Genomic DNA, 22,634 nt, shown 5'->3' with positions numbered 1-22,634 from the left:
GTCGTGGCAAATTCCTACCATCCCCGGAGGATCAGCGCTAGAGACAGGCGTCGATGGGATCAGGCGTCGTGCGCGGGGGCCGTCACGGGCCCGCCGCGCGCCCGCCGCGCCGGACGGAGATCCGCAGCGCGTTGCACACGTCGAAGACGCCCGGCACGTCCCACGCCAGCTCGCCGGCGACCTGGCGGACGTGGGGGTCGGCCACGGTCCCGCTGAGGATCACCACCCGGTTCTGCACGGCGACCGCGATCTGCTGCCGGCGGGTGGTCCAGTCGGCGCTGAGCCGCTGCGCCACCAGGGCGGCCAGCCGCAGGTCCGGGGTCTGCTCCGGCTCGACCGGATGGAACGAGGGGTCGTCGGGAATCGGCCAGGGCAGCACCATCGATCCTCCGTGGCGTCGGCGGGTGGACGGGTCGGCGACGGCTGGCCGGGCCCGTCCGCACCGCCGGCCGGTCCGGCCGGCGCGGGCTCGCGCGTCGCGTTCGGCTACCACGGTGGGCGAGGTACGTGGAGGCGATCACGCGGTTTCACGACAGTTGTGTGACAAACCCGAGGTGGGTCGCGCCCGAGGTCAGGGTGGGCGGCCGCGGCGTTGCGGACGGGTTGGCGATCTGGTCGAATGATCTCGGCGGCGGTCCCCGGGATCCGGCCCCGACGGAGTCCGACGAGCCGCGAGCCGTGCGTACGGGCGCCGCCGGTGTCCGTCCGGGGCGATGGGCGGGTGACGATGCGGGTCGCGCTGATGGTGACGTGCCTGGCCGACACGCTGTTCCCCGCCGCGGCCACGGCCACCGTGCGGCTGCTCGAGCGGCTCGGCCACGAGGTGGTCTTCCCGGCGGAGCAGACCTGCTGCGGGCAGATGCACGTCAACACCGGCTACCTGGCCGACGCGCTGCCGTTGGTGCGGCGCCACGTGCGCACCTTCGACCCGTACGACGTGGTGGTGGCGCCGTCGGGCTCGTGCGTCGGGTCGGTGCGGCACCAGCACGCCATGGTGGCCCGGCGGGCCGGCGACGAACGACTGGCCAGCCGGGCGGAGTCGGTGGCCCGGCGTACCCACGAGCTGTCGGAGTTCCTGGTCGACGTGCTCGGGGTGACCGACGTGGGCGCGTACTACCCGCACCGGGTGACCTACCACCCGACGTGCCACTCGCTGCGGATGCTGCGGGTGGGGGACCGGCCGCTGCGGCTGCTGCGGCAGGTCCGCGGGCTGGACCTGGTGGAGCTGCCGCAGGCCGAGGAGTGCTGCGGCTTCGGCGGCACCTTCGCGGTCAAGAACGCGGACACCTCGACCGCGATGCTCGCCGACAAGCTGCGCCACGTCCTCGCCACCGGGGCCGAGGTCTGCACCGCCGGGGACTCCTCGTGCCTGATGCACATCGGCGGCGGGCTGTCCCGGCTGCGGGCCGGCGTCCGCACGGTGCACCTGGCGGAGATCCTCGCCGCGACCGAGGAGACCGGCGCCGCCGCCGACCCGACCCGGACGGCGGCACGGGCGTGAGCCGGACCTTCCTCGGCATGCCGGCCACCGCACCACGGGGCGTCGGTCACCTGCGTGGCGACGAGCCGTTCCCGGCCGCGGCCCGGCGCGCGCTGGCCGACCCGCAGCTGCGCCGCAACCTCGGGCACGCCACCACCACGATCCGGGCCAGGTCGGGCGCGGTCATCCGCGAACTGCCCGACTGGGAGCAGTTGCGCGCCGCCGGCTCGGCGATCAAGGCCGACGTGCTGGCCCGCCTGCCGGAACTGCTCGAACAGTTGGAGGCGGCGGTCACCGCCGCCGGCGGGACGGTGCACTGGGCCGCCGACGCGGTCGAGGCCAACCGGATCGTCACCGACCTGGTGGCGGCGACCGGCAGCGACCGGGTCATGAAGGTCAAGTCGATGGCCACCCAGGAGATCGGGCTGAACGAGGCGCTGGCCGCCGCCGGGATCACCGCCGTGGAGACCGACCTCGCCGAGCTGATCGTGCAGCTGGGGGAGGACCGGCCGAGCCACATCCTGGTGCCGGCCATCCACCGCAACCGGGCCGAGATCCGGGAGATCTTCCTGCGCGCGATGCCCGGCGTCGACCCGGCGCTGACCGACGAGCCGGCCGCGCTGGCCGCCGCGGCCCGCCGCTACCTGCGCCAGGCCTTCCTGACCACTCCGGTCGCCGTCTCCGGCGCCAACTTCGCCGTGGCCGAGACCGGCACCATCGCGGTCGTGGAGTCCGAGGGCAACGGGCGGATGTGCCTCACCCTGCCGGAGACCCTGATCACCGTGATGGGCGTCGAGAAGGTCGTCCCCACCTGGCGGGACCTGGAGGTCTTCCTGCAACTGCTGCCCCGGGCGTCGACCGGGGAGCGGATGAACCCGTACACCTCGATGTGGACCGGGGTCACCCCCGGCGACGGCCCGCGGGCGTTCCACCTGGTGCTGCTCGACAACGGGCGCAGCGCGGTGCTCGCCGACCGGGTGGGCCGGCAGGCGTTGCACTGCATCCGCTGCTCCGCCTGCCTCAACGTCTGCCCGGTCTACGAGCGCACCGGCGGGCACGCCTACGGCTCGGTCTATCCCGGCCCGATCGGCGCGGTGCTGTCGCCCCAGCTCACCGGCGTCGAGGACAACGCCTCCCTGCCGTACGCCTCGTCGCTCTGCGGCGCCTGCTACGACGCCTGCCCCGTGAAGATCAACATTCCGGAGCTGCTGGTCCACCTGCGGGCCGCACACGTCGCCGCCCGGCGCCGGCCGACCGCCGAGTCCGTCGCGATGGCCGCCGCCGCGTACGCCATGGACCACCCGGCGTGGTACGCGGCCGCCCAGCGCGCCGCGCGGCTCACCCGCCTGGCCGGCCGGCGCGGTCGGGGGCTGCCCCCGCCGCTGTCCGGCTGGACCATCGGCCGGGACCTGCCGGAACCGCCCGCGCAGTCGTTCCGGGACTGGTGGGCGCGGCGATGAGCTCCCGGGACCTGGTCCTCGGCCGGCTGCGGGCCGCCCTCGGCCCCGACCCCGCCGCCCCCGCCGACGTGCCGCGCGACTACCGGCCGGCCGGCGGGCCCGCCGACGTCGACCTGCTGGCGCGCCGGCTGACCGACTACCGGGCCACCGTGCACCGGTGCGCCGACGGCGAGGTGGCGCGGGTGGTCGACGAGGTCCTCGGCGGCCGGCGGATGGTGGTCCCGCCGGGCCTGCCCCGGCGGTGGCTGCCGGGCACGGTCGAGGCGGTGACCGACGACCGGCTCGGCAGCGCCCGGCTCGCCGCCGTCGACGGGGTGGTCACCGCCGCCGCCGTGGCCGTCGCCGAGACCGGCACGATCGTCCTCGACGGCGCGCCCGACCAGGGCCGGCGGATCATCACGCTCCTGCCCGACGTGCACGTCTGCGTGCTCCGCGCCGACCAGGTGGTCGCCGGGCTGCCGGACGCCGTCGCCCGGCTCGACCCGCGCCGGCCGCTGACCTGGATCAGCGGGCCCTCCGCCACCAGCGACATCGAACTCGACCGGGTGGAGGGCGTGCACGGCCCCCGGCACCTGCACGTGGTCATCCTGCCGCCCGGCCCGCCGTCCTAGCCGGCTCGTCGGTCCCGGACCGGCGGTGGCGCCGTCGACCGCCGGCCCGGGCCGACCGCTACGATCTTGCCCATGGCGTTGCTGCACCGGGCGGACCTGCGCCCCGCGAAGCTGGAACTGCTGGCGGCGTGGCTGCCGGGACGCGACTGGTTCCACGGGGAGCCGGGCGCCGACCTGGTACGGGTGGCCAGCTACCGGTTCGACGACCCGGCCGGCGAGGTGGGCATCGAGACGATGCTGGTGCGGGCCGGGGACGGCCCGGTCCACCAGGTGCCGCTCACCTACCGCGGGGCGCCCCTGGCCGGCGCCGAGCGCTGGCTCGTGGGCACCACCGAGCACTCGGTGCTCGGCCCGCGCTGGGTGTACGACGCCGCCGGCGACCCGGTCTACGCGGCGGCGCTGGCCGACGCCGTCCTCGCCGGCACCGGCCAGGCCGAGGAGTACTTCGAGGTCGACGGCCGCCGGGAGCCCCGTGAGGCGAGCATGGTGATCGGCACGAGCGGCGCCCCGGTCGCGGTGCCCGCCGTGGGGGCGGTCCGCGACGTCGTGGCCGGCGACCCGACGGTCATCGTCACCGACGCCGTCGAACTCGCCGTGCTGCGTCGGCTCGGCCCGGCCGAGCAGCGCGGCGGCACCGCGCTGACCGGTACCTGGAGCGGGCAGCCCACCCCGCTGCCGCTGGCGTACGCCTCGGTGCGCTGACGCCACCCGCGGCCCGCCGTCGCGGCGGGTCGGCGAGCGAGGCCGCTCGGCTCAGGTGACCACCGCCGGGCTGGCCGCCGGCATCGAGGCCACCCGGCTCGCGGGGCCGGTGTGGCATGTGGCTGCGGACACGCGGTGACCTCGGTCACGGGCTCCTCGGCGAGCCCGGCCCGGACCCGCGCCGACGAGCGGACACCCGGGTCGGCGTCGGTCGATGCGTCGCCGCCGACCGCGCCGGTCAGCGGCGTGGACGGGGCCGCCCGGGCCCGGTCGGTGGTCGTCCCGCCCTGGGCCGTTCGGTGGGGCCGGGTGGGAGTGACGTCGGCCTCGACCGCCGGAAACTCGGAAGCCGTTTGTCGGTGCGGCTCGTTAGTCTGCCTGCCGGACATCGCTCCGTCCGTCACACCGCGCGCGCCACACCGGCCCGGCGCCCGGCCGGCCGACGCCGGCCCTCAACGGGGATTCAGGAGACTTCGTGACACAGCAAACCATCGCGACCTCGGACAAGCTCGACGCCGCGGTCCTCAAGGTGGCCGGGGTGGTCGTGCTCGGCGCGATCATGTCGATCCTCGACGTGACAGTCGTCAGCGTCGCCCTGCCGACCTTCCAGCGCGAGTTCAACGCGTCCTACGCCGACGTCGCCTGGACCATGACCGCCTACACCCTCGCGCTGGCCACGGTGATCCCGCTGAGCGGATGGGCCGCCGACCGGTTCGGCACCAAGCGGCTCTACATGATCGCGCTGGCGCTGTTCACCATCGGGTCGGGGCTCTGCGCCACCGCCGACACGATCGGGCAGCTGATCGGCTACCGGGTGCTCCAGGGTCTCGGCGGCGGCATGCTGATGCCGCTGGGCATGACGATCATGACCCGGGCCGCCGGCCCGCACCGGATCGGCCGGCTGATGGCCGTCCTCGGCATCCCGATGCTGCTCGGCCCCATCTGCGGCCCGATCCTCGGCGGCTGGCTCATCGACACCGCGAGCTGGCACTGGATCTTCCTGATCAACCTGCCCATCGGCGTCATCGGCCTCATCTACGCCCAGCTGGCGCTGCCGAAGGACAACCCCGAGCCGTCCGAGTCGTTCGACTTCGTCGGCATGCTGATGCTCTCGCCGGGTCTCGCGCTGTTCCTCTACGGCGTCTCCACGCTGCCCGACGCCGGCACCTTCAGCGACACCGAGGTGTGGGCGCCCATGCTGGTCGGCGGCGCGCTCGTCGTGGCGTTCGTGCTCTACTCCTTCAAGCCGAAGCACCCGCTGCTCGACCTGCGGCTGTTCGCCAACCGCAACCTGACCGTCGCGACCGTGGCGCTGTTCGTGTTCATCATCGCGTTCATGGGCGCCGGCCTGCTGTTCCCGAGTTACTTCCTGCAGATCCGCGGCGAGTCGACCCTGGCCGCCGGCCTGCTGATGGCGCCGCAGGGGCTCGGCGCCATGGTGACCATGCCGATCGCCGGCACGCTGGCCGACCGGGTGCCCGTCGGTCGTACGGTGCCGTTCGCGCTCGCGCTCATCGCCGCCGGCTTCTTCGCCTTCACCCAGGTGGACACGGACACGTCCTACTGGCTGCTCTGCGGGTCGCTGTTCGTGATGGGTCTGGGCATGGGCGGCACCATGATGCCGATCATGACCTCGGCGCTGAAGACGCTGAACGCCCAGGATGTGGCCCGCGGTTCCACCCTGGTCAACATCCTGCAGCAGATCGGTGGCTCGGTCGGCGCCGCGGTGATGTCGGTGATCCTCACCAACGAGCTGAACGGCTCCCCGGTGATCCCGGGGGTCACCGACCCGAAGGGCGAGCCGGTGACCGAGGCCAGCCTCGCCATCGGCGTCCAGCAGCAGCCGGAGCTGCTCCAGCAGTTCCCGGTCGACCCGTCGCTGCTCCAGCGCGGCCTCGACTTCGCCGCCAGCTCCTTCGCCAGCACCTTCTGGGTGGCGTTCGTGCTGGTGCTGCTCACGTTCGGCGCGGTCGCGTTCCTGCCGCGCCGGCGGGAGCCGTCGCACCTGCTCGACGGCGAGCAGGGCGACGAGACCCGGACGCCCGTCGTCATCCACTGACCCACCGTCGGGCCGTCGGGGCACATCCCCGGCGGCCCGACCGGGTCGGTGGGCGGCGCGCGCGGCCCGGGTTCGACCGCCGGCCCGCGGCGCGGGCGCCCAGCCCGCGACGCCGGCCCCCGAGGGCCACCCGGGCGGCCGTGATTGGATGGCGGAATGCAGTTCACCGTGACAGACGTGCCGGAGCGGGAGCGTTTCGAGGCGCGGGACGAGGCCGGGGCGCTGGCCGGCCTGGTCACCTACCAGCTCAGCGGTGCCATCATCGCCTACACGCACACCGAGGTCGACCCGGCGTTCGAGGGCCAGGGCGTCGGATCGACCCTGGCCCGCGCGGTGATGGACGACGCCCGGGCGAAGGGGCGCACGGTCGTGCCGATCTGCCCGTTCCTCAGCGAATGGCTCGGCAAGCACCCCGAGTACGACGGCATCGTGGCCCGCTCGACCCGCAAGGTGAAGTAGCCCCGGCGGCCGAGCCGCGGGTGGCTCCGGGCTCAGCGCACCGAGAAGCCCGCCGGCAGGCCCCGCCGGCCGGTGGCGGCGAGCAGCAGCGGCCCCGCGACGCCGTCGGTGACGGTGAGGTCGGTGACCACCCGCGGCGCCTGTGCCGCGGCGGTCGCCGGCTGGCGGTCGACCTTCCGCAGGCGGGCTCGGTGGTGGGCCACGCGGCCGACCTTCGGGGAGGCAGCGGGGACGTCGTGGTGAGCCACCGGGGGTCCTAGCGCCAGGGGTCGAGGGCGTGCTTGCCACGGGTCTGACCGGCTGCGAGTCGCTGCAGCACCGCCGGCCCCTCGGCCAGCGGATGAACCTGAGGGGTGCCTGGCGGGTACACGCCCTGGGCGATGAGTGCCTCGATCTCGGCGAGTAGTCCCCGGTATATGGACGGGGCCGCGGCCGCCAGGGCGCCGATGTGCAGGCCCTTGACCTGGACCTGGTGGGTGAATACCAGGTCGTGCGTGCTGAGGCTGGCGTCGCCGGAAGCGGCACCGTACACGACGACGCGTCCGGTGATGGGTCTGGTGACCGACAGGCTGGTCGTGAACGTGGCGCGTCCCACCGACTCCAGGACCAGGTCCACACCGCCGGTCCGGCGGGTGATCTCCTGGGCCAGATCGGGGCGGCGGCCGTCCAGGACCTCGTCGGCGCCGAGCGCCTTGACGGTGGCGTGCTTGTCCGGTGACGCCGTGGCGATCACCCGCGCGCCGTAGTGGCGGGCGAGGCGGACAGCGGCCTGTCCCACGCCCCCGGCCGCGGCGTGAACGAGCACCACGTCACCCGTCTTGAGCTCGCCCAGTGGCTTCAGTGCCGCCAGTGCGGTTGCCCAGTTCAGCACCAGGCCGAGAGCTTCGGCGTCGCTCCAGCCGGAGGGGACGGGGAGTGCACCCGCGGCCGGCATCGTCATGTACTGCGCGAAGGCGCCCGGTCCAGTGCCGACGACGTGGGTGCCCAGGCGGAGCGGGCGGTCGATGTCCGGGCCGACGCCGACGATCTCGCCAGCGGCCTCGAAGCCCGCCACGTAGGGTGCCCGCGGGCCTCCTCCATAGGTGCCACAGCTCTGCATGACGTCCGCGAAGTTGACCCCGGCAGCGCCCACCCGGATCAGGTACTCGCCGGGTCCAGGGACGGGACGAGGCTGATCGGTCGTGAGGGTCAGATCCGTCGGCCCCCGACGCGACCGCTGGATGAGTGCCCGTACCGTCTGCCCGTTGGCGTTTCGCCGCTCGTCGATCTCCATGCGTCCGACCGTAGAAGCCTCACACTGACGTCAAGGTCAAGTCGCCGTCATCGGCCAACCCGGCGAGCCTCGCGCAGGTAACTGTCGAGAGCCGCCTGCTGATCGCTCAGACTGGCGATGCGTGCGGCAAGCCGATCGCGATACCTCTGCACCTCCTGCAGGAACTCCGCACCCATCGTGACCGCCTCGGCGTCGGCTTCGGCAGCGAGACGGGGCAGGACGTCCCTGATCAACCGCACCGGCAGCCCGGACTCCAGCAGTGAGCGGATGACGCGGACCCGGTCGATGGTGGACCGGCAATAGTCACGGTACCCATTGCCGCACCGGCCAGGGACGATCAGGCCCTCGTCCTCGTAGTACCGCAACGACCTGGCACTCACGCCGCTGGCTCGGGAGGCCTCGCTGATCCTCATGCCCGGAACCAACGTCCGGGCGGTCCACGGGCTTCCAGCCCCGGCGTCACAAGAACATGAAGATCCCGCTGCGGCGTCCACGACCTCCAGTCCCGCACCACCCGACCACCGGGGGCCCGCGGCCTGCCGCACTCCCGGGCGTACACCGAGGGCCTGCTCCGCCGGCGGAGCAGGCCCTCGGTGGGCTGTCAGGCGACCGAGGCGGGGAACCGTTCCCAGACCCGGTGCGCGGCCATCAGCCGTTGCACGGCGGTGAGCACGTCGAACCCGGAGTCACCGCTGACCACGCCGGGCGTGCCCGCGACCCCCGCCCGCTCCAGCACGGCGACACCGCCGTTCCACGCGCCGATCGCCTTCGCGTGCCGCCAGCCCTCCTCGACCAGCAGCAGCACCCGCGGATCCACGGCCACCGGGGCCGCCGCCCCGGCCTTGGCGTCCCGGGCCGGCAGCGCGTCCGGCGCGGGAGCCGGCGCACCGGCCAGCAGCAGCACGTCGAACTCGACCGAGCGGGCGGTGGCGAAGGTCCGCTGCACCGGCAGGCCGTCCACCGTGCCGCCGCGCGGCGCGATCAGCAGCGGCACCATGCCGGCGGCGAAGACCGCGCGCCGCACCTCGTCCACCCCGTCGAGACCGGCGGCCGGGTCCACCACGATCCCGACCGTCCGGCCGTCGGCCGGCCATTCCCGGCCGACCTGCGACAGCGCCGGGCTGGGCGCGACGTCGGCGAGGGGCACTGTCGGCTCCGGCGCGGGCAGCCCCAGGCCGGTGGCGACCTCCGCGCACAGCACCGGGTCGATGTTCGCCAGGCACTGCAGCTGGCGCTCCCTGATCGCCTGGTGGTAGCACCTGCCGAGCTCGAAGGTGTAGGCGCGGATGATGTGTTCCTTCTCCACCGGCGACATGCTCAGCCAGAACAGCCGGACCTGGCTGTAGTGGTCGTCGAACGAGACCGGGTTGGCCCGCACCTTGGGCGCCTCGGCCACCGTGACCGGCACGTCGACGAACGCGCCGTCGCCGTCACCGGCGGGGAAGGGGTTGCCGCCGTCGAGCGAGTTCGGCCGGTACGGCGCCACCCCCGCGTGCACGGCGTGCTGGTGGAAGCCGTCGCGGAGCATGTCGTTGACCGGGGCGTGCGGTCGGTTGACCGGGATCTGCGCGAAGTTCGGCCCGCCCAACCGGGTGAGCTGCGTGTCGACGTACGAGAAGAGCCGGCCCTGCAACAGCGGGTCGTTCGTGACGTCGATCCCCGGCGGCAGGTGGCCGGGGTGGAAGGCGACCTGCTCGACCTCGGCGAAGAAGTTCGTCGGCGTCCGGTTGAGGGTCAGCCGGCCGACCGGCTGCACCGGCGCCAGCTCCTCGGGCACGATCTTCGTCGGGTCGAGCAGGTCGATCCCGGCGAAGGTCTCCTCCGGAGTGTCGGGGAAGACCTGGAGGCCGAGTTCCCACTCCGGGTACGCGCCGGCCTCGATCGCGTCGTACAGATCCCGGCGGTGGAAGTCCGGGTCGACGCCGCCCAGCAGCTGCGCCTCCTCCCAGGTCAGCGAGTGCACGCCCAGCTTCGGCTTCCAGTGGAACTTCGCCAGCGCCGTCTCCCCGGCGGCGTTGACCAGCCGGAAGGTGTGTACGCCGAAGCCCTCCATCATCCGGTACGAGCGGGGGATGCCCCGGTCGGACATGTTCCACATCGTGTGGTGCTGCGCCTCGGTGTGCAGCGAGACGAAGTCCCAGAAGGTGTCGTGCGCGCTCTGGGCCTGCGGGATCTCCCGGTCCGGGTGCGGCTTGCCGGCGTGGATGATGTCCGGGAACTTGATCGCGTCCTGGATGAAGAAGACCGGGATGTTGTTGGCGACCAGGTCGAAGGTGCCCTCGTCGGTGTAGAACTTGGTGGCGAAGCCGCGGGTGTCGCGGACCGTGTCGGCCGAGCCGCGCGAACCGAGCACGGTGGAGAACCGCACGAAGACCGGCGTCTCCCGCCCCTTGGCCAGGAAGCCCGCCCGGGTGACCCGCTCGGCGGTGCCGTAGCCGACGAACACGCCGTGCGCGCCGGCGCCCCGCGCGTGCACCACGCGTTCGGGGATGCGCTCGTGGTCGAAGTGCGTGATCTTCTCGCGCAGGTGGTGGTCCTGGAGCAGCACCGGACCGCGCGGACCGGCCTTCAGCGAGTGGTCGGTGTCGCGCAGCCGCGCTCCCTGGGCGGTGGTGAGGAAGGCGCCCTGCTGGCCCTTCGCGGTGCTCGGCACCCCGGTCGGCGCACCGGTCGGCGTCCGGGTCTCCGGGGCAGCCTGCTCCTTCTTCGGCGGCAGCGGGTCGTGCGGCGTCGTCGGCTCCGCCACCGTCGGTGGTGCGCTGCCCGGCGCGCCGGGCACCTCCGGGCTCAGCACGTCACCCACCTTCTCGGCGGCGGCGGTGACGACGTCCTTGACGGCCTTGACGGGCTTGCGGGAATCCACTGGATGAGTCCTCCATGGAACGGCTACGGCGTGTGTTCGCCCTACCCCCGGCCGACCCCGCAAAACGCCTGCCACCGGGTCGCCGGTGTGATCCCGCCGGGCGCGCCCCGGTGGCCGCCGCGCCCCGCGCCCCGGCGTGCCGCCCGAACGCTGGCACAATGGCCGGACCGTCGACCCGGAGCGGGGTGGAGCGCCGATGACGACCGAGGGCCGCGTCCGGCCGAACGAGACCACCGTGCCGCTGCTGCACTGCGTGTCGCCGGAGGACCTGGAGTACGGCGGCTCGAAGCGGTTGGCGGGCCTGGCCCGTGTCCTCGACAACGCCCGGATCCTGCGCGAGTTCAAGAACGATGACCGGGCCGCCTTCCGGGCGCTCAACTCGGGGCTGCGCCGGCACGCCGGGACCGCGTCCCCGGTCGACCAGGCGACGGCGCTCGCCGCGCTGATCGAGCTGTCGGTCGCGCTCGGGGAACCGGAGCGCGTCCCGGACTGGGGCAGCCGGCTGCGGCGGCTCCGGTTGACCGCCGAGGAACTCCAGCGGGTGCGGGCTGCGGTCGCCGACCCGGCCCTGCTCGGGCCCTGGCTGCCCGAGGCGAGCTGACCAGCCGGGAGTCGCGCCGCCACTCGACCCGAGGAGACGTGGCGTCGCGGTCGGGGCGCGCCCACCGCCGGGTGGCCCGACGAGGTCGGCGACACCGCCCACCCGGGGCTTGACCTGAAGTTCGGTTCAGCTTCCAGGATCAGCGGATGACCTTGACACAGCGGCCCGTCCCGGCGCGGGGCGTCCGCAGCACCGCCGGCGCCGGATACCTGACCGGGCTCTTCGTCGACGCCCTGGGCTCCGGGCTCTACCTGCCCCTCACGGTGCTCTTCTTCCACCAGGTGACCCGGCTGCCGGTGGCGAGCATCGGCCTCGGCCTCACCCTCGCGGCGCTCGCCGGCCTGGCCGCCAACCCGGTCGCGGGCGTGCTCGCCGACCGGTTCGGGGCACGGCGCGTGGTCATCGCCAGCTACCTCGCGCGAGCGGTGGGCTTCGCCGCCTACCCGCTGGTCGACAATCTCGCCGCGTTCGTCGCGGTCGCCGCGCTGGTCGCCGCGGGCGACCGGAGCTACTACGCCGCCAACAGCGCGTACGTCGCGGACCTGGCGCAGGGCGCCGCCCGGGACCGGCTCTACGCGCTGGTCCGCACCGCCCGCAACGTCGGCTTCGGGCTCGGCGGGCTGTTCACCGCCGTGGCGGTGGAGTTCGCCGGGACGTCCGGGTACCACCTGGTGGCCGCCGGCAACGCGGCGAGCTTCCTGCTCGCCGCGGCGCTGCTCGCCGGCACCGGACGGCGGGCCGGCCGGGTTCGCCCCGCCGAGCGGGTACGCGCCGAGGCGCCGGGCCTGCTCGTGATGTTCGCCGGGTACCGCCGGGTCCTCGCCGACCGGCCGTACCGGCGGCTGGTCCTGGCCGAGCTGGCGTTCACCGTCGCCCACCAGGTCTTCCCGCTCGCCGTCCCGGTCTACGCGGCGGTGGTGCTGGACGCGCCGGCCGGCCTGCTCGGCGTGCTCTTCACCGTCAACGCCGTCCTCGTCGGCGCCGGCCAGCTGCCGGTGCTGCGTTGGCAGCGCACCGTACGCCGGACCCACGCGATGGCCTTCGCGGGCGTGGTCTTCATCGCCGGCTTCGGGGCCTTCGCACTCACCGCCCTGCTGCCGGCCGGCCCCGCCGTGACGGTCGGGCTGCTGGCCGCCACGCTGCTGTTCACCCTCGGGGAACTGCTGCACACCGCACCGTCGGCCTCGCTCGGCGCCGGCGCGGCGCCCCCGTCGCACCGGGGCCGCTACCTGGCGGTCTACCAGCTCACCTGGGCGATCTCGGCGATCCTCGCACCGGCCGGCGTCACCGGCCTGGTCACCGCGAACCCGCACCTGCTCTGGCTGACCGTGGCCGGCCTCGTCGCGGTGGCCAGCCTGACAGTGCTCCGGCTCGCCCCCCGGCTGCCCGCCGAGGCGGTCTGGCCGGAACCCGCCGGGGAGGGGGAGCGACGGCCCGCCCGGTCGAGCGTCCGGGTCGACGGTCGCCGACTCGCTCGTCGATAGCAGGAGCTCGCAGCGGCGCGCCGAGCCGCTGCCGGTCCGGCTAGCGGGCGGGGTGCGGCGCCGCCGGCGCGGCGGCGCGGGCGGCGTCGAGCCGGTTGGCGCGCAGGGGGTCGGCCAGCAGGGCGGCGAAGGCCAGCTCGGCCGCGCCGACCAGGGTCGCGTCGTCGCCCAGGGCCGAGACGGAGAGCCGCACCCGCTCGCGGGAGACCGGCAGCACGTTCTCCGAGATCCGCGCCCGCACCTGGGCGGCCGAGCCCCGGTACACGTCCCGCAGCATGCCGCCGAAGACGACCAGGCCGGGATTGAACAGGTTGATCAGGTTGGCCACGCCGATGCCCAGCCAGTCGCCGATCCGCCGCAGCGCGTCCCGGGCCGCCGGGTCGCCGTGGTCGGCGGCGTCGACCACGGCCCGGACCGCGTCCCGGCCGAACCACTCCGCCGGGCGGCCGGCCGCGTCGAGCAGGGCACGCTCGCCGACCTCGGCCTCCAGGCAGCCGCGGGAGCCGCACCCGCAGGGCCGCCCGTCGTACGGGTTCACCATCATGTGCCCGAGTTCGGCACCGTACCCGGCGTCGCCGTCGAGGAGTTCGCCGTCGACGATGATCCCGCCCCCGACCCCGACGTCCCCGTGCAGGTAGATCAGGTTGCGGACGCCGACCCCGGCGCCGCGCTGGTGCTCCGCCATGGCGCCCAGGTGGGCCTCATTGCCGACCAGCACGGGCAGGTCGAGGCCGAGCCGGCGGCCGAGTTCGGCGCCGAAGGCCTGATCCACCCAGCCCATGTCCGGTCCGAACCGGACCATCCCGTCCGAGGGCCGGATCATCCCGCAGTACGACGCCGCCACCCCGACGCAGACCGAGTCCGGCGGCGTGCCGTCGCGCAACTCGCGGCCGAGTTCGGCCAGCACCCCGACGACGACGTCCAGGTCGGCCCCGGCGCGGGAACGCACCGCGTCGCGCCGCTCGACGATCGTGCCGCCCAGCCCGACCCGCGCCGCTGTCAACCGGTCCACCGCCACGTCGAAGGCGAGCACGTGGACCCGGTCGGACTCCGGCCGGACCACCACCGAGGGTCGGCCCGCCCGGCCGGTCGAGGACAACCCGGACTCGCGGACCAGGCCCGCGGCCGCCAGGTCGGCGGTGAGCGCCATGATGGTGCTGCGGTTCAGCCCGGTCCGGCTGCCGAGGGTGGCGCGGGACAGCGGGCCGTACAGGTGGACGTGCCGGAGCAGGGCACCGAGGTTGCGCCGACGGATCTCCTCTGGAGCGCGTCCGTCGTCCCGCGTCTTCCGGCTCTTCAGCATCTAGAGAACCCTGGTCGGCTGGTGGAAACCTACCCGCCAAGATACGCGTCGCGTAAAGCGTTGACGATGGCCCGCCCCGAGCGGGCGGGCGTTGGCGCGCGACCGGCGACCGGCCGGGACGACCGACCGGCGCCGGCGCGGTCGCAGGGTGGCCGGCGGCCCGCTTTCCGGATCGGCTGTCCGCCCCGGCGGCCCTTGGCAGAGTGAGGGGGTGACGGACAAGGGGCCGAAGGTGGCGGCCGGCCGGATCCAGCTGGTGGGGGAGTCCAGCGCGGTCAGCCGGCTGGAACTCTTCCTCGACCTGATCTTCGTCTTCGCGTTCGTCACCGTGACGGCCCTGGCCGCCGCCGACCTGACAGTGGTGAACCTGCTGCACGCCGGGGTGCTGCTGATCCTGCTCTGGACCTGCTGGATCTCGTACGCCTGGCTCGGCAACGCGGTGCGGGTGGACCGGGGTGTCATGCCGGCGGTCATGTTCGGCCTGGCGGCGATCGTCCTGGTCATGGGGGCGGACCTGCAGGAGGCGTTCGCCGACAAGCCGGGCGGCCTGCCCGGGCCGCTGGTCCTCGTGGTCTGCTACCTGGCCATCCGGGTGGGCACGCTGCTGGTGCTGACCATCGTCGCCTGGTCGGATCCCGCCGAACGCCGCGGCCACCTGCGCCTGTGGCTGCCCCTGCTCGCCGGGGCGCCGGTGCTGCTGGCCGCCGCGCTGGTGCCCCGGCCACTCGGGGAGGGCAGCACGGCCGGGGAGTGGGTCCGCTTCGGTCTGCTGGCGCTCGCCCTCCTGGTCGACCACGGCGGGGCGATGGCGATGGGCCTGACCCGGTGGCCGATCTCCTCGGTGAAGCACTGGACGGAGCGGTTCCACCTGATCATCCTGGTGGCGTTCGGCGAGGTCATCATCTCGGCCGGCATGGGTCAGGGCGTCGGCACCGGCACCCCGGTCAGCTGGGGGGTGGTGGGCGGGGCGGTGCTCAGCATGCTGCTGGTGGGCGTGCTCTGGTGGACGTACTTCGACATCGCCCGGTTCGGCGCGGAGGACGCGCTGGAGCGCGCGTCGGGCCGGGCCCGCGCGGCGCTCGCCCGGGACGCGTACACCTTCCTGCACCTGCCGATGATCGCCGGCCTGATCCTGCTCTCCCTCGGGCTCAAGCACACCTTCAACGGCCTGGCCTTCGAGTCCATCCGGCACGAGTCCGGGCTCGGCCTGTTCGCCCTGTACGGCGGGGTGGCGCTGTACCTGGTCGGCCTGATCGCGTTCGAGCGCCGGGCGATGGGCCTGCTCGGCCGCGGGCCGATCACCGGCGTCCTGCTGGTGGTCGCGCTGGCCCCGGTGGCGGCGCACCTGCCGGTGGTGTTCGGTCTGGCGCTGCTGGCCGCGGCCGTGGTCAGCCTGGTGGTGCTCGACCGCACCATCTTCCGGGTCCGGCACCGGGCGCTGCACGGCGCGATCGAACCGGTCACCGAGCGGTTCAGCGGTGTCACCCCGAAGGAACTCTTCCTCGACCTGGTCTACGTCTTCGCCTTCATCCAGGTCACCGAACTGATGACAGCGGTACCGAACGCGCGCGGACTGTTCGAGGGGGTGGTGGTGCTGGCGCTGCTGTGGTGGTCGTGGTCCTGCTACGCCTGGCTGGGCAGCGCGTTCCGGGCGGAGAACGCCGTCGCCCGGCTGATGCTGCTCGGGGCGGCGGCGAGCATCCTGGTCATCGCCATCACCGTGCCGGTGGTCTTCGCCGACCTGCCCGGCGGGCTGTCCGGACCGGTGGTCTTCGTGACCGCGTACGGCGTCGTGCGGGCGCTGAACCTCGCCGCCTTCTGGATGATCACCCGGCGCGACCGGGCGTTCCGGCGCCAGCTGGTGCGGCTGGCGCTGCCGGCCGCCGTGGTGCTCGCCCTGCTCTACGCCGCCGCGGCCGTGCCGCAGACCTCGGCCGACCCGGACGAGTTCCAGCCCGTCCGGGCGGCGCTCTGGGTGGCCGCCATCGTGATCGACTTCGGCAGCGGATACCTGCTGAACGCGCGGCACTGGCTGGTCCGCTCCGCGGAGCACTGGGCCGACCGGTTCGGGCTGATCATCCTCGTCGCGCTCGGCGGCGCGATCGTCTCGACCGGGCTGTCGGTCACCAACCGGGCGATCTCCACGATGATGATCCTCGCCACGGTGCTCGGGCTGGTGCTGGTCGCGGCGCTGTGGTGGGCGTACTTCGACGTCGACGCCACCACGGGTCAGCGCCGCGTGCAGAGCCTCAGCGACGGCCAGCGCAGCCGGCTGGCGCTGGAGGCGTACACCTACGCCCACCTGGTGATGATCATCGGCATCGTGCTGGTCGCGCTCGGGCTGCGCAAGACGGTGGCGGAGGTCGAGCGGGTCGCCGGACCGGTCGGCTGGGACATGCCCCACCTCACCCTCTACGGCGGGGTGATCCTCTTCCTGCTCGGCGACAAGCTCTTCTGGTGGCGCATCACCCAGCGGATCCGCCCGCTGCGGGTGGTGGAGCTCCTGACGCTGGTCGCGCTGACGGCGGCGTGCACCCGGGTGTCCCGGCTGGCCGGGCTGGCCATCCTCGCCGCCGCGCTGACCGCCTTCGCGCTGGCCGAGTCGGTCGGCAGCCGCCAGTTGCGCCGTGCCGTACGCGAGCCGCTGGTGCCGGAGTCGGCCGCGCCGTCCCCGCCGCACCGGCCGTAGCCCGGCGTCGAGCTGCGGCGGGTGCGGGTCAGGGCGTGCGGGGCACCGGTTCGGCCAGGGCCCGCAGGTCGGCCGGCAACTGCGCCAGAGCCTCCTCGAACTCCGCGTGCCCGGCCACCCGGTGCAGGGTCTGCAGGACGGCCCGTACGCCGGGCGCCGCGAGGTCGGGTGCCACCCCGGCCCGCTCCGCCACCCGGCGCAGGAACTCGTCGTGCCCGAAGACCTCGGGGTCCTCGGTGCCCTTGATGAGCAGCGGGCGCAGCTCGGCCGCGACACGGTCGGCCAGGTCCGCCGCCTCGCCGCCGCTGATCCGCTCCGTGAGGGTGCGCAGGGTGGCCTCGGTCAGGGAACGCGCGGTCTCCGCCGGGACGTTCGCCCGCGCGGCCACCTTGTCGAAGAACTTCAGCTCAGCCATGCGCCGTCCTTCCCGTGCCGGAGACCGTGGCTACCCGCGCCGACCGGCGGCAAACGGGCTCCGCCCGTACGCCCGTTCGCTCCGGCTCAGTCGCCCAGCCGCTGCCGGGCCAGGAACTTCGGCACCACCATCCGCCACGCCTCGGTCACCAGCTCGGTCATCTGGTCGTGGTCGAGCCGGTCGAGGTGGCAGCACACCCAGTTGAACCGCAGGTCGGACGCGCCGGGCAGGAAGAACACGTCGGGCTCGGCGGCGACCAGGCCGTCCCGCTGCTCCTTCGGGTAGCCGAAGCCCATCGTCCGCTCGTCGCGGGAGAAGGCGACGTAGACGATCGCGCCCACCCGGAACTTGATCCGGTCGTGGATCACGTGCTCGCTGGTGCGGGGGAGCGTCCGGGCCAGCGCGCGGACGTCGGCGACGGTCACCATGGGGTCACGGTAGCGAGGCCCCCCGACAGCCGGTCACCGTCGTCCACCGGGCGGCCACCGCGGGCGTCGGCGCCGGCTGGCCGCTGGGCGGCACGGGAGCGCCCGGCCGGCGCCCCGCCCCCGGTCAGGACCGGCCGAGGCGCGGCACCACCGGGCGGATCTCGACCGGGGCGCCCGGCCGGCCCCCGGCGCGGGAGCGGTATGCGGGGACGCCGACGCAGGTGAAGAGCAGGGCCGCGAGCTCGTCCGGCTCGGCCAGCAGGCCGGGCACCTCGGAGTCGATGAAGGTCATCCCGGACGCCCCCGCGCCCAGCGCGTACGCGGCCAGGTGCAGCCGCCCCTCGACCAGGCCGGCGGCGAGCTGGGCGTCCCGGTAGCCGCGGTCGTCCAGCCCGGCCAGCGGCGTGGCCGCGATGACCACGTACGCCGCGTCGCCGGCGAGCGACTGGTCCAGGCAGATCCGCAGCAGCTCGTCGCGCAGGTCGCCGGCGCGCAGCGGCCGGGACAGGTCGGGCCACCGGTAGAGGCCGGGCGGCACGCCGTCGACGCCGTGCACGGCGACCCAGTGCGGCACCGGCACCCCGCGCAGCGCCGCGGCCAGCGGCCACTCCAGCGCGGCGCGGGGCAGCGTCCGGGAGCGGTCCATCCGCCGCTGCGAGCCGCGCCGGCGCACCACCTCGTCGAGCGTGTCCGACGGCGGGAAGTCCGGCAGCGGGGCCGCCTGCGGCCACGGCTGCCCGAGGTCGTCGCGTTCGCCCGCGCGCTGCGCGGCGGTGCAGAGCGGCAGTTCGACCGGCGGCAGGTCGCCCGGGGCGGCGGGCCCGGCCGGCCCGATCGCCGGCTCGCCGTCGCCGAGGGACAGCAGGGCCAGCGGGTACTCGTGCACCCCGTCCGCGCCGACCAGGGTCCGCACCGCGGCGTCCGGGAAGCGCGACCGCAGCCGGGCCGGGAAACCGGCGCTCGCGGCGGCCGCCGACAGCTGGGACAGCAGCGTGCCGGCGTCCCAGTAGAGGTGCCGCCAGCCCCGCTCGGCGTAGCGCCAACCGGTCCGCCACGGCACGCCGGTCACCACGAGCGTGGTCACCGCCCCGGCGGCGGCGGGGGCGACCCGGACCAGCGCGTGCCGCGCCGGGTCGTACCAGTGCACGCCGTCCGGGACCCCGGCGACGCCGCGGGTGCTCGCGTAGACCTCCAGCGGGAAGCGCGCCCCGGCCGACCCGGCGGCCCGGTAGTAGATCGGCCGGCCGTCGCGCCGGGCGGTGCGGACCACGCCGGCGCCCAGGAACAGCACGCGCCCGAGCTGCGCCGCGTCGAGTGGCCGGGCCGGGCCGGTGACGCCGGCGAGGACGGCCGTCGCCGGTACGCCCGGGTCGGGCAGGTCGCGCGGCAGCGCCACGACGGGCAACCCGTCCGGGTAGTCCTTCACCGGCGGCGGCAGGGTCGCGGGGTCGTTCGGCACGAGGTCCTGGCGCACCCGCGGATCGTCCGCCGGCACGTTCCACTCGCGGCTCGGCAGGTAGGACGTCAGCCGGTGCAGCAGCCCGGCGCCGGAGTCGAGATCCACCCGGCCATCCTGCCAGCCCGGCCGGGCGTAGGGCGGCGCCGGCTCGTGGCCGGGCGCACACCCGTCGCGGCCCGGCCGGTTTCGCGTTGCAGTTGCATCGTAAAACCGGTAGCGTCTTTCGCAATGCAACTGCATCGCAAAAGAGGTGTCCGCTATGTGGGTGATCGCACTCTCCGAGGTGACCGGCGACATGGTCGAGCTGGTTGGTGGCAAGGCGGCCGGGCTTGGCGAGCTGATCCGCGCCGGTGAGCGGGTGCCGGCCGGGTTCTGCGTCACCACCGCCGCCCACGACCAGGGCACCGTCCCGGAGGTCGAGGTCGCCCGGGCGTACGAGCAGCTCGGCGGCGGACCGGTCGCGGTGCGCTCCAGCGCCACGGCGGAGGACCTGCCGGACGCCAGCTTCGCCGGCCAGCAGGACACCCTGCTCGGCGTCACCGGGCTGCCCGATCTGCTGGCCGCGATCCGCGCCTGCTGGGACTCGCTGCACCACCCGCGCGCCGTCGCCTACCGCGACGCCCACGGGATCGACCACGCGTCGGTGCGGATGGCCGTCGTCGTGCAGCGGATGGTCGATCCGGCCACCGCCGGCGTGCTGTTCACCGCCAACCCGCTCACCGGCTGCCGCACCGAGACGGTGGTGGAGGCCGCCCCGGGCCTCGGCACCGCCGTCGTCGACGGCGCCACCGCCGTCGACCGGTACGTCCTCGGCGACGCGCCGCCCACCGCGGCCGGACCGTTGACCGCCGCGCAGCTGACCGAGCTGCGCGCGACCGGCCACCGGCTCCAGCGGCACCTCGGCGCCCCGCAGGACGTCGAGTGGGCGTACGACCACGACGGCGTGCTGTGGCTGTTGCAGTCCCGCCCGATCACCACGCTGTTCCCGCTCCCGCCGGACACCGGCAAGCCCACCCCCCGCGTCTACCTGGAGTTCGGCCACGTCCAGGGCATGCTCCAGCCGGCCACCCCGATGGGCATGTCCAGCCTGAAGGCCTTGGTGGCCGGGATGCTGGCTTCCTTCGGGCTGACCGTCGAGGTGACCGACATCGGCGGGCGCCTCTACGGCGACCTGACCGACCTGGCCCGCGACCGGGCCACCCGCAAGCGGCTGGTCAAGCTGATGGCTGTCGACTTCGGCCCGCGCGCGCAGGCGGTGATGGAGCACGTGCTCGCCGACCCGCGGTTCGCACCGGCCCCGCGCGCCGCCGCCCGCCGGAGCCGCTCCGGCCCGGCCCTGCGCACCGGCCTGCGCGCGGTCAGCGGGGTCACCCGCTCGTTGGCCCGGCCGGACGCCGCCCGGGACCGGCTGTTCCGGGAGGTCGAGCAGCTCAGGCTCGGTTCGGCCGCGCCCGCCGGGCTGCGTACCGCCGCCGAGCGGCTGGAGTTCGTCCGGGCCCAGGACACCTCGGCCGGCGCGGACGACATCGTCTGGCCGATCGTCGCCGGCATGCTCGCCGCGGCGCTGCCGCCCATGCTGCTCGCCGGGGTGGCCAGCCGCGACGAGATCAACACCGTGCTAGCCGGCATGCCGCACAACGTCACCCTCGACATGGACCTGGCGCTCTGGCGGCTGAGCCAACGCGCCGGCGACCACCGCGAGCTGCTGCTCACCACGCCGCCGTCGGAGCTGGCCGCGCGCTACGCGCAGGGAACCCTGCCCGACATCGGGCTCGCCGACTTCCTGGACCGCTACGGCCACCGCGCGGTCGCCGAGGTCGACGTCGGGGTGCCCCGCTGGGACGAGGACCCGACCCCGGTCTTCGCCATGATCGCCAACTACCTGCGGGTCACCGATCCGGAGCAGGCGCCCGACCGCCGCTTCGCCCGGGCCGCGGCGACCGCCGAGGCCACCCTGGCGGAACTCCTCGCGCGGGCCCGCCGCCGCCGGCCGGTCCGCGGCCGGCTCGCCGGGTTCCTGCTGCGCCGGGCGCGGGCGCTGGCCGGGCTGCGCGAGGCCGGCAAGTTCGCCGGCCTGTACCGGCTGCGCGAGATGCGCCGGCAGTTGCTGCTCATCGGCGCCGACCTGACCGAACGCGGCCTGCTGGCGCAGCCGGGCGACGTCATGTTCCTGACCCTGGACGAGACGCACGCGGCCGTGCACGACGGGGCCGACCACCGCGCGACGGTGGCCGCCCGGCAGGCGGTGCACCGGCGGGAACTGCGCCGGCGCAGCGTTCCGGTGGCCGTCCTCTCCGACGGCACCGACGTCGAGGCCGTCCTGCCCGCCCGCCCCGCCCCGGACGGCGCGCTGCTCGGCGTGGGGGCCGCCGCCGGCCGGGCCACCGGACCGGCCCGGGTGGTCCACGACCCGGCCACCGCGCGGCTCGAACCCGGCGAGGTGCTGGTCGCGCCGACCACCGACCCAGGCTGGACACCGCTGTTCCTCACCGCAGCCGCGCTCGTCACCGAGACCGGCGCGGTGATGGCGCACGGCCCGACGGTGGCCCGCGAGTACGGCATCCCGGCCGTGATCTGCGTGCCCGAGGCCACCCGGCGGATCCGCACCGGGCAGCTCGTCACGGTGGACGCCGCGGCCGGGACGGTGACCGTCGAGGACCCCGACGCCGGCCCGCCGACGGCCGGTCACCGGTCCCACCGCGCCGTGACAGCATGACGCCATGCCGAAGAGGGTCGACCGCCACGAGCGGCGCAGGCTCATCGCCGACGCGTTGATGCGGGTCGCCGCCCGGCAGGGACTGGAGGCGGTGAGCCTGCGCCACGTGGCCACCGAGGCCGGGGTCTCGCCCGGCCTGGTGCAGCACTACTTCCGCACCAAGGACGAGATGATGGCCTTCGCGATGGACGTCGTCCGGGACCGCAGCCAGGCCCGGATCACCGGCGCGGTCAGCCGGCTGGGCGAGGACCCGCCGCCCCGGCACCTGCTCCGGACGATGCTCACCGCGCTGCTGCCGCTGACCGAGGAGTCGCGCGCCGACGGGCGGGTGGCGCTGGCCTTCCTGGCCTACACCGCGGTACGCCCGGAGGCCGCCGCCGGCACCCGCGAGGGGACCGGGCAACTGGTCGACTTCGTCGCCGGCCTGCTGCCGGCGTCCCGCCGCGACGCGGCCGCCGGGGTGCTGGCCCTGATGGAGGGGCTGGGCCTCTACCTGCTCGGCGGCCAGTACACGGTGGAGCAGGCGCTGGCCGCGCTGGACACCCACCTCGACAGCCTCTACGGCCCGGCGGACGGCGCACCGGCCCGCTGACCCCGCCTACCCGGCCGAGCCCCGGGACCCGGCCGGGCGG

General features: G+C 74.7%; 20 protein-coding genes. 11 read left to right on the top strand and 9 right to left on the bottom strand.

Annotation, left to right across the window (positions count from 1 at the left end):
- Positions 1-82: 82 nt before the first annotated feature.
- A complete protein-coding gene (locus SM577_RS24265) occupies positions 83-382 on the bottom strand; it encodes a BON domain-containing protein (protein ID WP_302920008.1) in 300 nt (99 codons plus the stop codon).
- A gap of 345 nt (positions 383-727) precedes the next feature.
- Between SM577_RS24265 and SM577_RS24260 the strand changes: the two genes are divergently transcribed.
- The 6 genes from SM577_RS24260 to SM577_RS24235 all read left to right on the top strand — a co-directional run bounded on the left by SM577_RS24260 (position 728) and on the right by SM577_RS24235 (position 6,771).
- Positions 728-1,501, top strand: coding sequence for a (Fe-S)-binding protein (locus SM577_RS24260; protein ID WP_474588112.1), 774 nt, complete (start codon positions 728-730; stop codon positions 1,499-1,501).
- Positions 1,502-1,518: 17 nt separating this feature from the next.
- Positions 1,519-2,940 carry a LutB/LldF family L-lactate oxidation iron-sulfur protein gene (locus SM577_RS24255; RefSeq protein WP_474588111.1) on the top strand — a complete coding sequence of 474 codons (1,422 nt, stop codon included), beginning with the start codon at positions 1,519-1,521 and terminating at the stop codon, positions 2,938-2,940.
- Positions 2,937-3,551 (top strand): LutC/YkgG family protein, encoded by a 615-nt coding sequence (locus tag SM577_RS24250; protein WP_474588047.1) that lies wholly within the window; start codon positions 2,937-2,939, stop codon positions 3,549-3,551. Before SM577_RS24255 ends, SM577_RS24250 begins: the two co-directional genes overlap by 4 nt.
- A 72-nt stretch (positions 3,552-3,623) precedes the next feature.
- Positions 3,624-4,253 carry a CG0192-related protein gene (locus tag SM577_RS24245; RefSeq protein ID WP_474588046.1) on the top strand — a complete coding sequence of 210 codons (630 nt, stop codon included), beginning with the start codon at positions 3,624-3,626 and terminating at the stop codon, positions 4,251-4,253.
- A gap of 475 nt (positions 4,254-4,728) precedes the next feature.
- Complete coding sequence (locus SM577_RS24240; RefSeq protein ID WP_302920005.1) at positions 4,729-6,312, top strand: DHA2 family efflux MFS transporter permease subunit; 1,584 nt, start codon at positions 4,729-4,731, stop codon at positions 6,310-6,312.
- A gap of 156 nt (positions 6,313-6,468) precedes the next feature.
- The gene (locus tag SM577_RS24235) at positions 6,469-6,771 is read left to right on the top strand and encodes a GNAT family N-acetyltransferase (RefSeq protein ID WP_474581395.1); all 303 of its coding nucleotides are present in this window, start codon (positions 6,469-6,471) and stop codon (positions 6,769-6,771) included.
- 32 nt (positions 6,772-6,803) lie between these two features.
- Here SM577_RS24235 and SM577_RS24230 read toward each other — a convergent pair whose 3' ends face one another.
- The 4 genes from SM577_RS24230 to SM577_RS24215 all read right to left on the bottom strand — a co-directional run bounded on the left by SM577_RS24230 (position 6,804) and on the right by SM577_RS24215 (position 10,907).
- Positions 6,804-6,974 carry a hypothetical protein gene (locus tag SM577_RS24230; RefSeq protein ID WP_474588045.1) on the bottom strand — a complete coding sequence of 57 codons (171 nt, stop codon included), beginning with the start codon at positions 6,972-6,974 and terminating at the stop codon, positions 6,804-6,806.
- A 53-nt stretch (positions 6,975-7,027) separates the two neighbouring features.
- On the bottom strand, positions 7,028-8,044 hold the full coding sequence (locus SM577_RS24225) for a zinc-binding dehydrogenase (RefSeq protein WP_474588044.1): 1,017 nt from the start codon (positions 8,042-8,044) through the stop codon (positions 7,028-7,030).
- Positions 8,045-8,091: 47 nt separating this feature from the next.
- On the bottom strand, positions 8,092-8,457 hold the full coding sequence (locus tag SM577_RS24220; protein ID WP_302920001.1) for a MerR family transcriptional regulator: 366 nt from the start codon (positions 8,455-8,457) through the stop codon (positions 8,092-8,094).
- A 188-nt stretch (positions 8,458-8,645) separates the two neighbouring features.
- A complete protein-coding gene (locus tag SM577_RS24215) occupies positions 8,646-10,907 on the bottom strand; it encodes a catalase (RefSeq protein WP_474588043.1) in 2,262 nt (753 codons plus the stop codon).
- A 196-nt stretch (positions 10,908-11,103) separates the two neighbouring features.
- On the opposite strand from SM577_RS24215, the gene SM577_RS24210 reads away from it, so the two are divergent.
- Complete coding sequence (locus SM577_RS24210; RefSeq protein ID WP_474588042.1) at positions 11,104-11,508, top strand: hypothetical protein; 405 nt, start codon at positions 11,104-11,106, stop codon at positions 11,506-11,508.
- Between the two features lie 146 nt (positions 11,509-11,654).
- A complete protein-coding gene (locus SM577_RS24205) occupies positions 11,655-12,992 on the top strand; it encodes an MFS transporter (protein ID WP_474588041.1) in 1,338 nt (445 codons plus the stop codon).
- 40 nt (positions 12,993-13,032) lie between these two features.
- On the opposite strand, the gene SM577_RS24200 is transcribed toward SM577_RS24205, so the two are convergent.
- Positions 13,033-14,295, bottom strand: coding sequence for an ROK family transcriptional regulator (locus SM577_RS24200; protein WP_474588040.1), 1,263 nt, complete (start codon positions 14,293-14,295; stop codon positions 13,033-13,035).
- A 211-nt stretch (positions 14,296-14,506) separates the two neighbouring features.
- On the opposite strand from SM577_RS24200, the gene SM577_RS24195 reads away from it, so the two are divergent.
- On the top strand, positions 14,507-16,984 hold the full coding sequence (locus SM577_RS24195) for a low temperature requirement protein A (protein ID WP_302919996.1): 2,478 nt from the start codon (positions 14,507-14,509) through the stop codon (positions 16,982-16,984).
- 28 nt (positions 16,985-17,012) lie between these two features.
- Here the strand turns inward: SM577_RS24195 and SM577_RS24190 are convergent, their stop codons facing one another.
- The 3 genes from SM577_RS24190 to SM577_RS24180 form a co-directional block, all read right to left on the bottom strand.
- Complete coding sequence (locus tag SM577_RS24190; RefSeq protein WP_302919995.1) at positions 17,013-17,399, bottom strand: DUF2267 domain-containing protein; 387 nt, start codon at positions 17,397-17,399, stop codon at positions 17,013-17,015.
- Between the two features lie 86 nt (positions 17,400-17,485).
- Positions 17,486-17,827 carry an MmcQ/YjbR family DNA-binding protein gene (locus SM577_RS24185; protein WP_302919994.1) on the bottom strand — a complete coding sequence of 114 codons (342 nt, stop codon included), beginning with the start codon at positions 17,825-17,827 and terminating at the stop codon, positions 17,486-17,488.
- Positions 17,828-17,951: 124 nt separating this feature from the next.
- Positions 17,952-19,391 carry a nitroreductase family protein gene (locus tag SM577_RS24180; protein WP_474581404.1) on the bottom strand — a complete coding sequence of 480 codons (1,440 nt, stop codon included), beginning with the start codon at positions 19,389-19,391 and terminating at the stop codon, positions 17,952-17,954.
- A gap of 154 nt (positions 19,392-19,545) precedes the next feature.
- On the opposite strand from SM577_RS24180, the gene SM577_RS24175 reads away from it, so the two are divergent.
- Entirely contained in the window at positions 19,546-22,002 is a 2,457-nt protein-coding gene (locus SM577_RS24175; protein WP_474588039.1) for a PEP/pyruvate-binding domain-containing protein, read from the top strand.
- Between the two features lie 4 nt (positions 22,003-22,006).
- Positions 22,007-22,594 carry a TetR/AcrR family transcriptional regulator gene (locus SM577_RS24170; RefSeq protein WP_302919991.1) on the top strand — a complete coding sequence of 196 codons (588 nt, stop codon included), beginning with the start codon at positions 22,007-22,009 and terminating at the stop codon, positions 22,592-22,594.
- Positions 22,595-22,634 lie beyond the last annotated feature (40 nt).

The organism is Micromonospora desertarenae (assembly GCF_056150265.1).
The sequence above is the reverse complement of the archived record's forward strand: the minus strand, read 5'-3'. Positions and strand labels throughout refer to the sequence as shown.

Coding starts and splice junctions, on each gene's coding strand:
- SM577_RS24265 (WP_302920008.1), bottom strand. CDS start 382: ATGGTGCTGCCCTGGCCGATTCCCGACGACCCCTCGTTCCATCCGGTC.
- SM577_RS24260 (WP_474588112.1), top strand. CDS start 728: ATGCGGGTCGCGCTGATGGTGACGTGCCTGGCCGACACGCTGTTCCCC.
- SM577_RS24255 (WP_474588111.1), top strand. CDS start 1,519: ATGCCGGCCACCGCACCACGGGGCGTCGGTCACCTGCGTGGCGACGAG.
- SM577_RS24250 (WP_474588047.1), top strand. CDS start 2,937: ATGAGCTCCCGGGACCTGGTCCTCGGCCGGCTGCGGGCCGCCCTCGGC.
- SM577_RS24245 (WP_474588046.1), top strand. CDS start 3,624: ATGGCGTTGCTGCACCGGGCGGACCTGCGCCCCGCGAAGCTGGAACTG.
- SM577_RS24235 (WP_474581395.1), top strand. CDS start 6,469: ATGCAGTTCACCGTGACAGACGTGCCGGAGCGGGAGCGTTTCGAGGCG.
- SM577_RS24225 (WP_474588044.1), bottom strand. CDS start 8,044: ATGGAGATCGACGAGCGGCGAAACGCCAACGGGCAGACGGTACGGGCA.
- SM577_RS24220 (WP_302920001.1), bottom strand. CDS start 8,457: ATGAGGATCAGCGAGGCCTCCCGAGCCAGCGGCGTGAGTGCCAGGTCG.
- SM577_RS24210 (WP_474588042.1), top strand. CDS start 11,104: ATGACGACCGAGGGCCGCGTCCGGCCGAACGAGACCACCGTGCCGCTG.
- SM577_RS24205 (WP_474588041.1), top strand. CDS start 11,655: ATGACCTTGACACAGCGGCCCGTCCCGGCGCGGGGCGTCCGCAGCACC.
- SM577_RS24200 (WP_474588040.1), bottom strand. CDS start 14,295: ATGCTGAAGAGCCGGAAGACGCGGGACGACGGACGCGCTCCAGAGGAG.
- SM577_RS24190 (WP_302919995.1), bottom strand. CDS start 17,399: ATGGCTGAGCTGAAGTTCTTCGACAAGGTGGCCGCGCGGGCGAACGTC.
- SM577_RS24185 (WP_302919994.1), bottom strand. CDS start 17,827: ATGGTGACCGTCGCCGACGTCCGCGCGCTGGCCCGGACGCTCCCCCGC.
- SM577_RS24175 (WP_474588039.1), top strand. CDS start 19,546: ATGTGGGTGATCGCACTCTCCGAGGTGACCGGCGACATGGTCGAGCTG.
- SM577_RS24170 (WP_302919991.1), top strand. CDS start 22,007: ATGCCGAAGAGGGTCGACCGCCACGAGCGGCGCAGGCTCATCGCCGAC.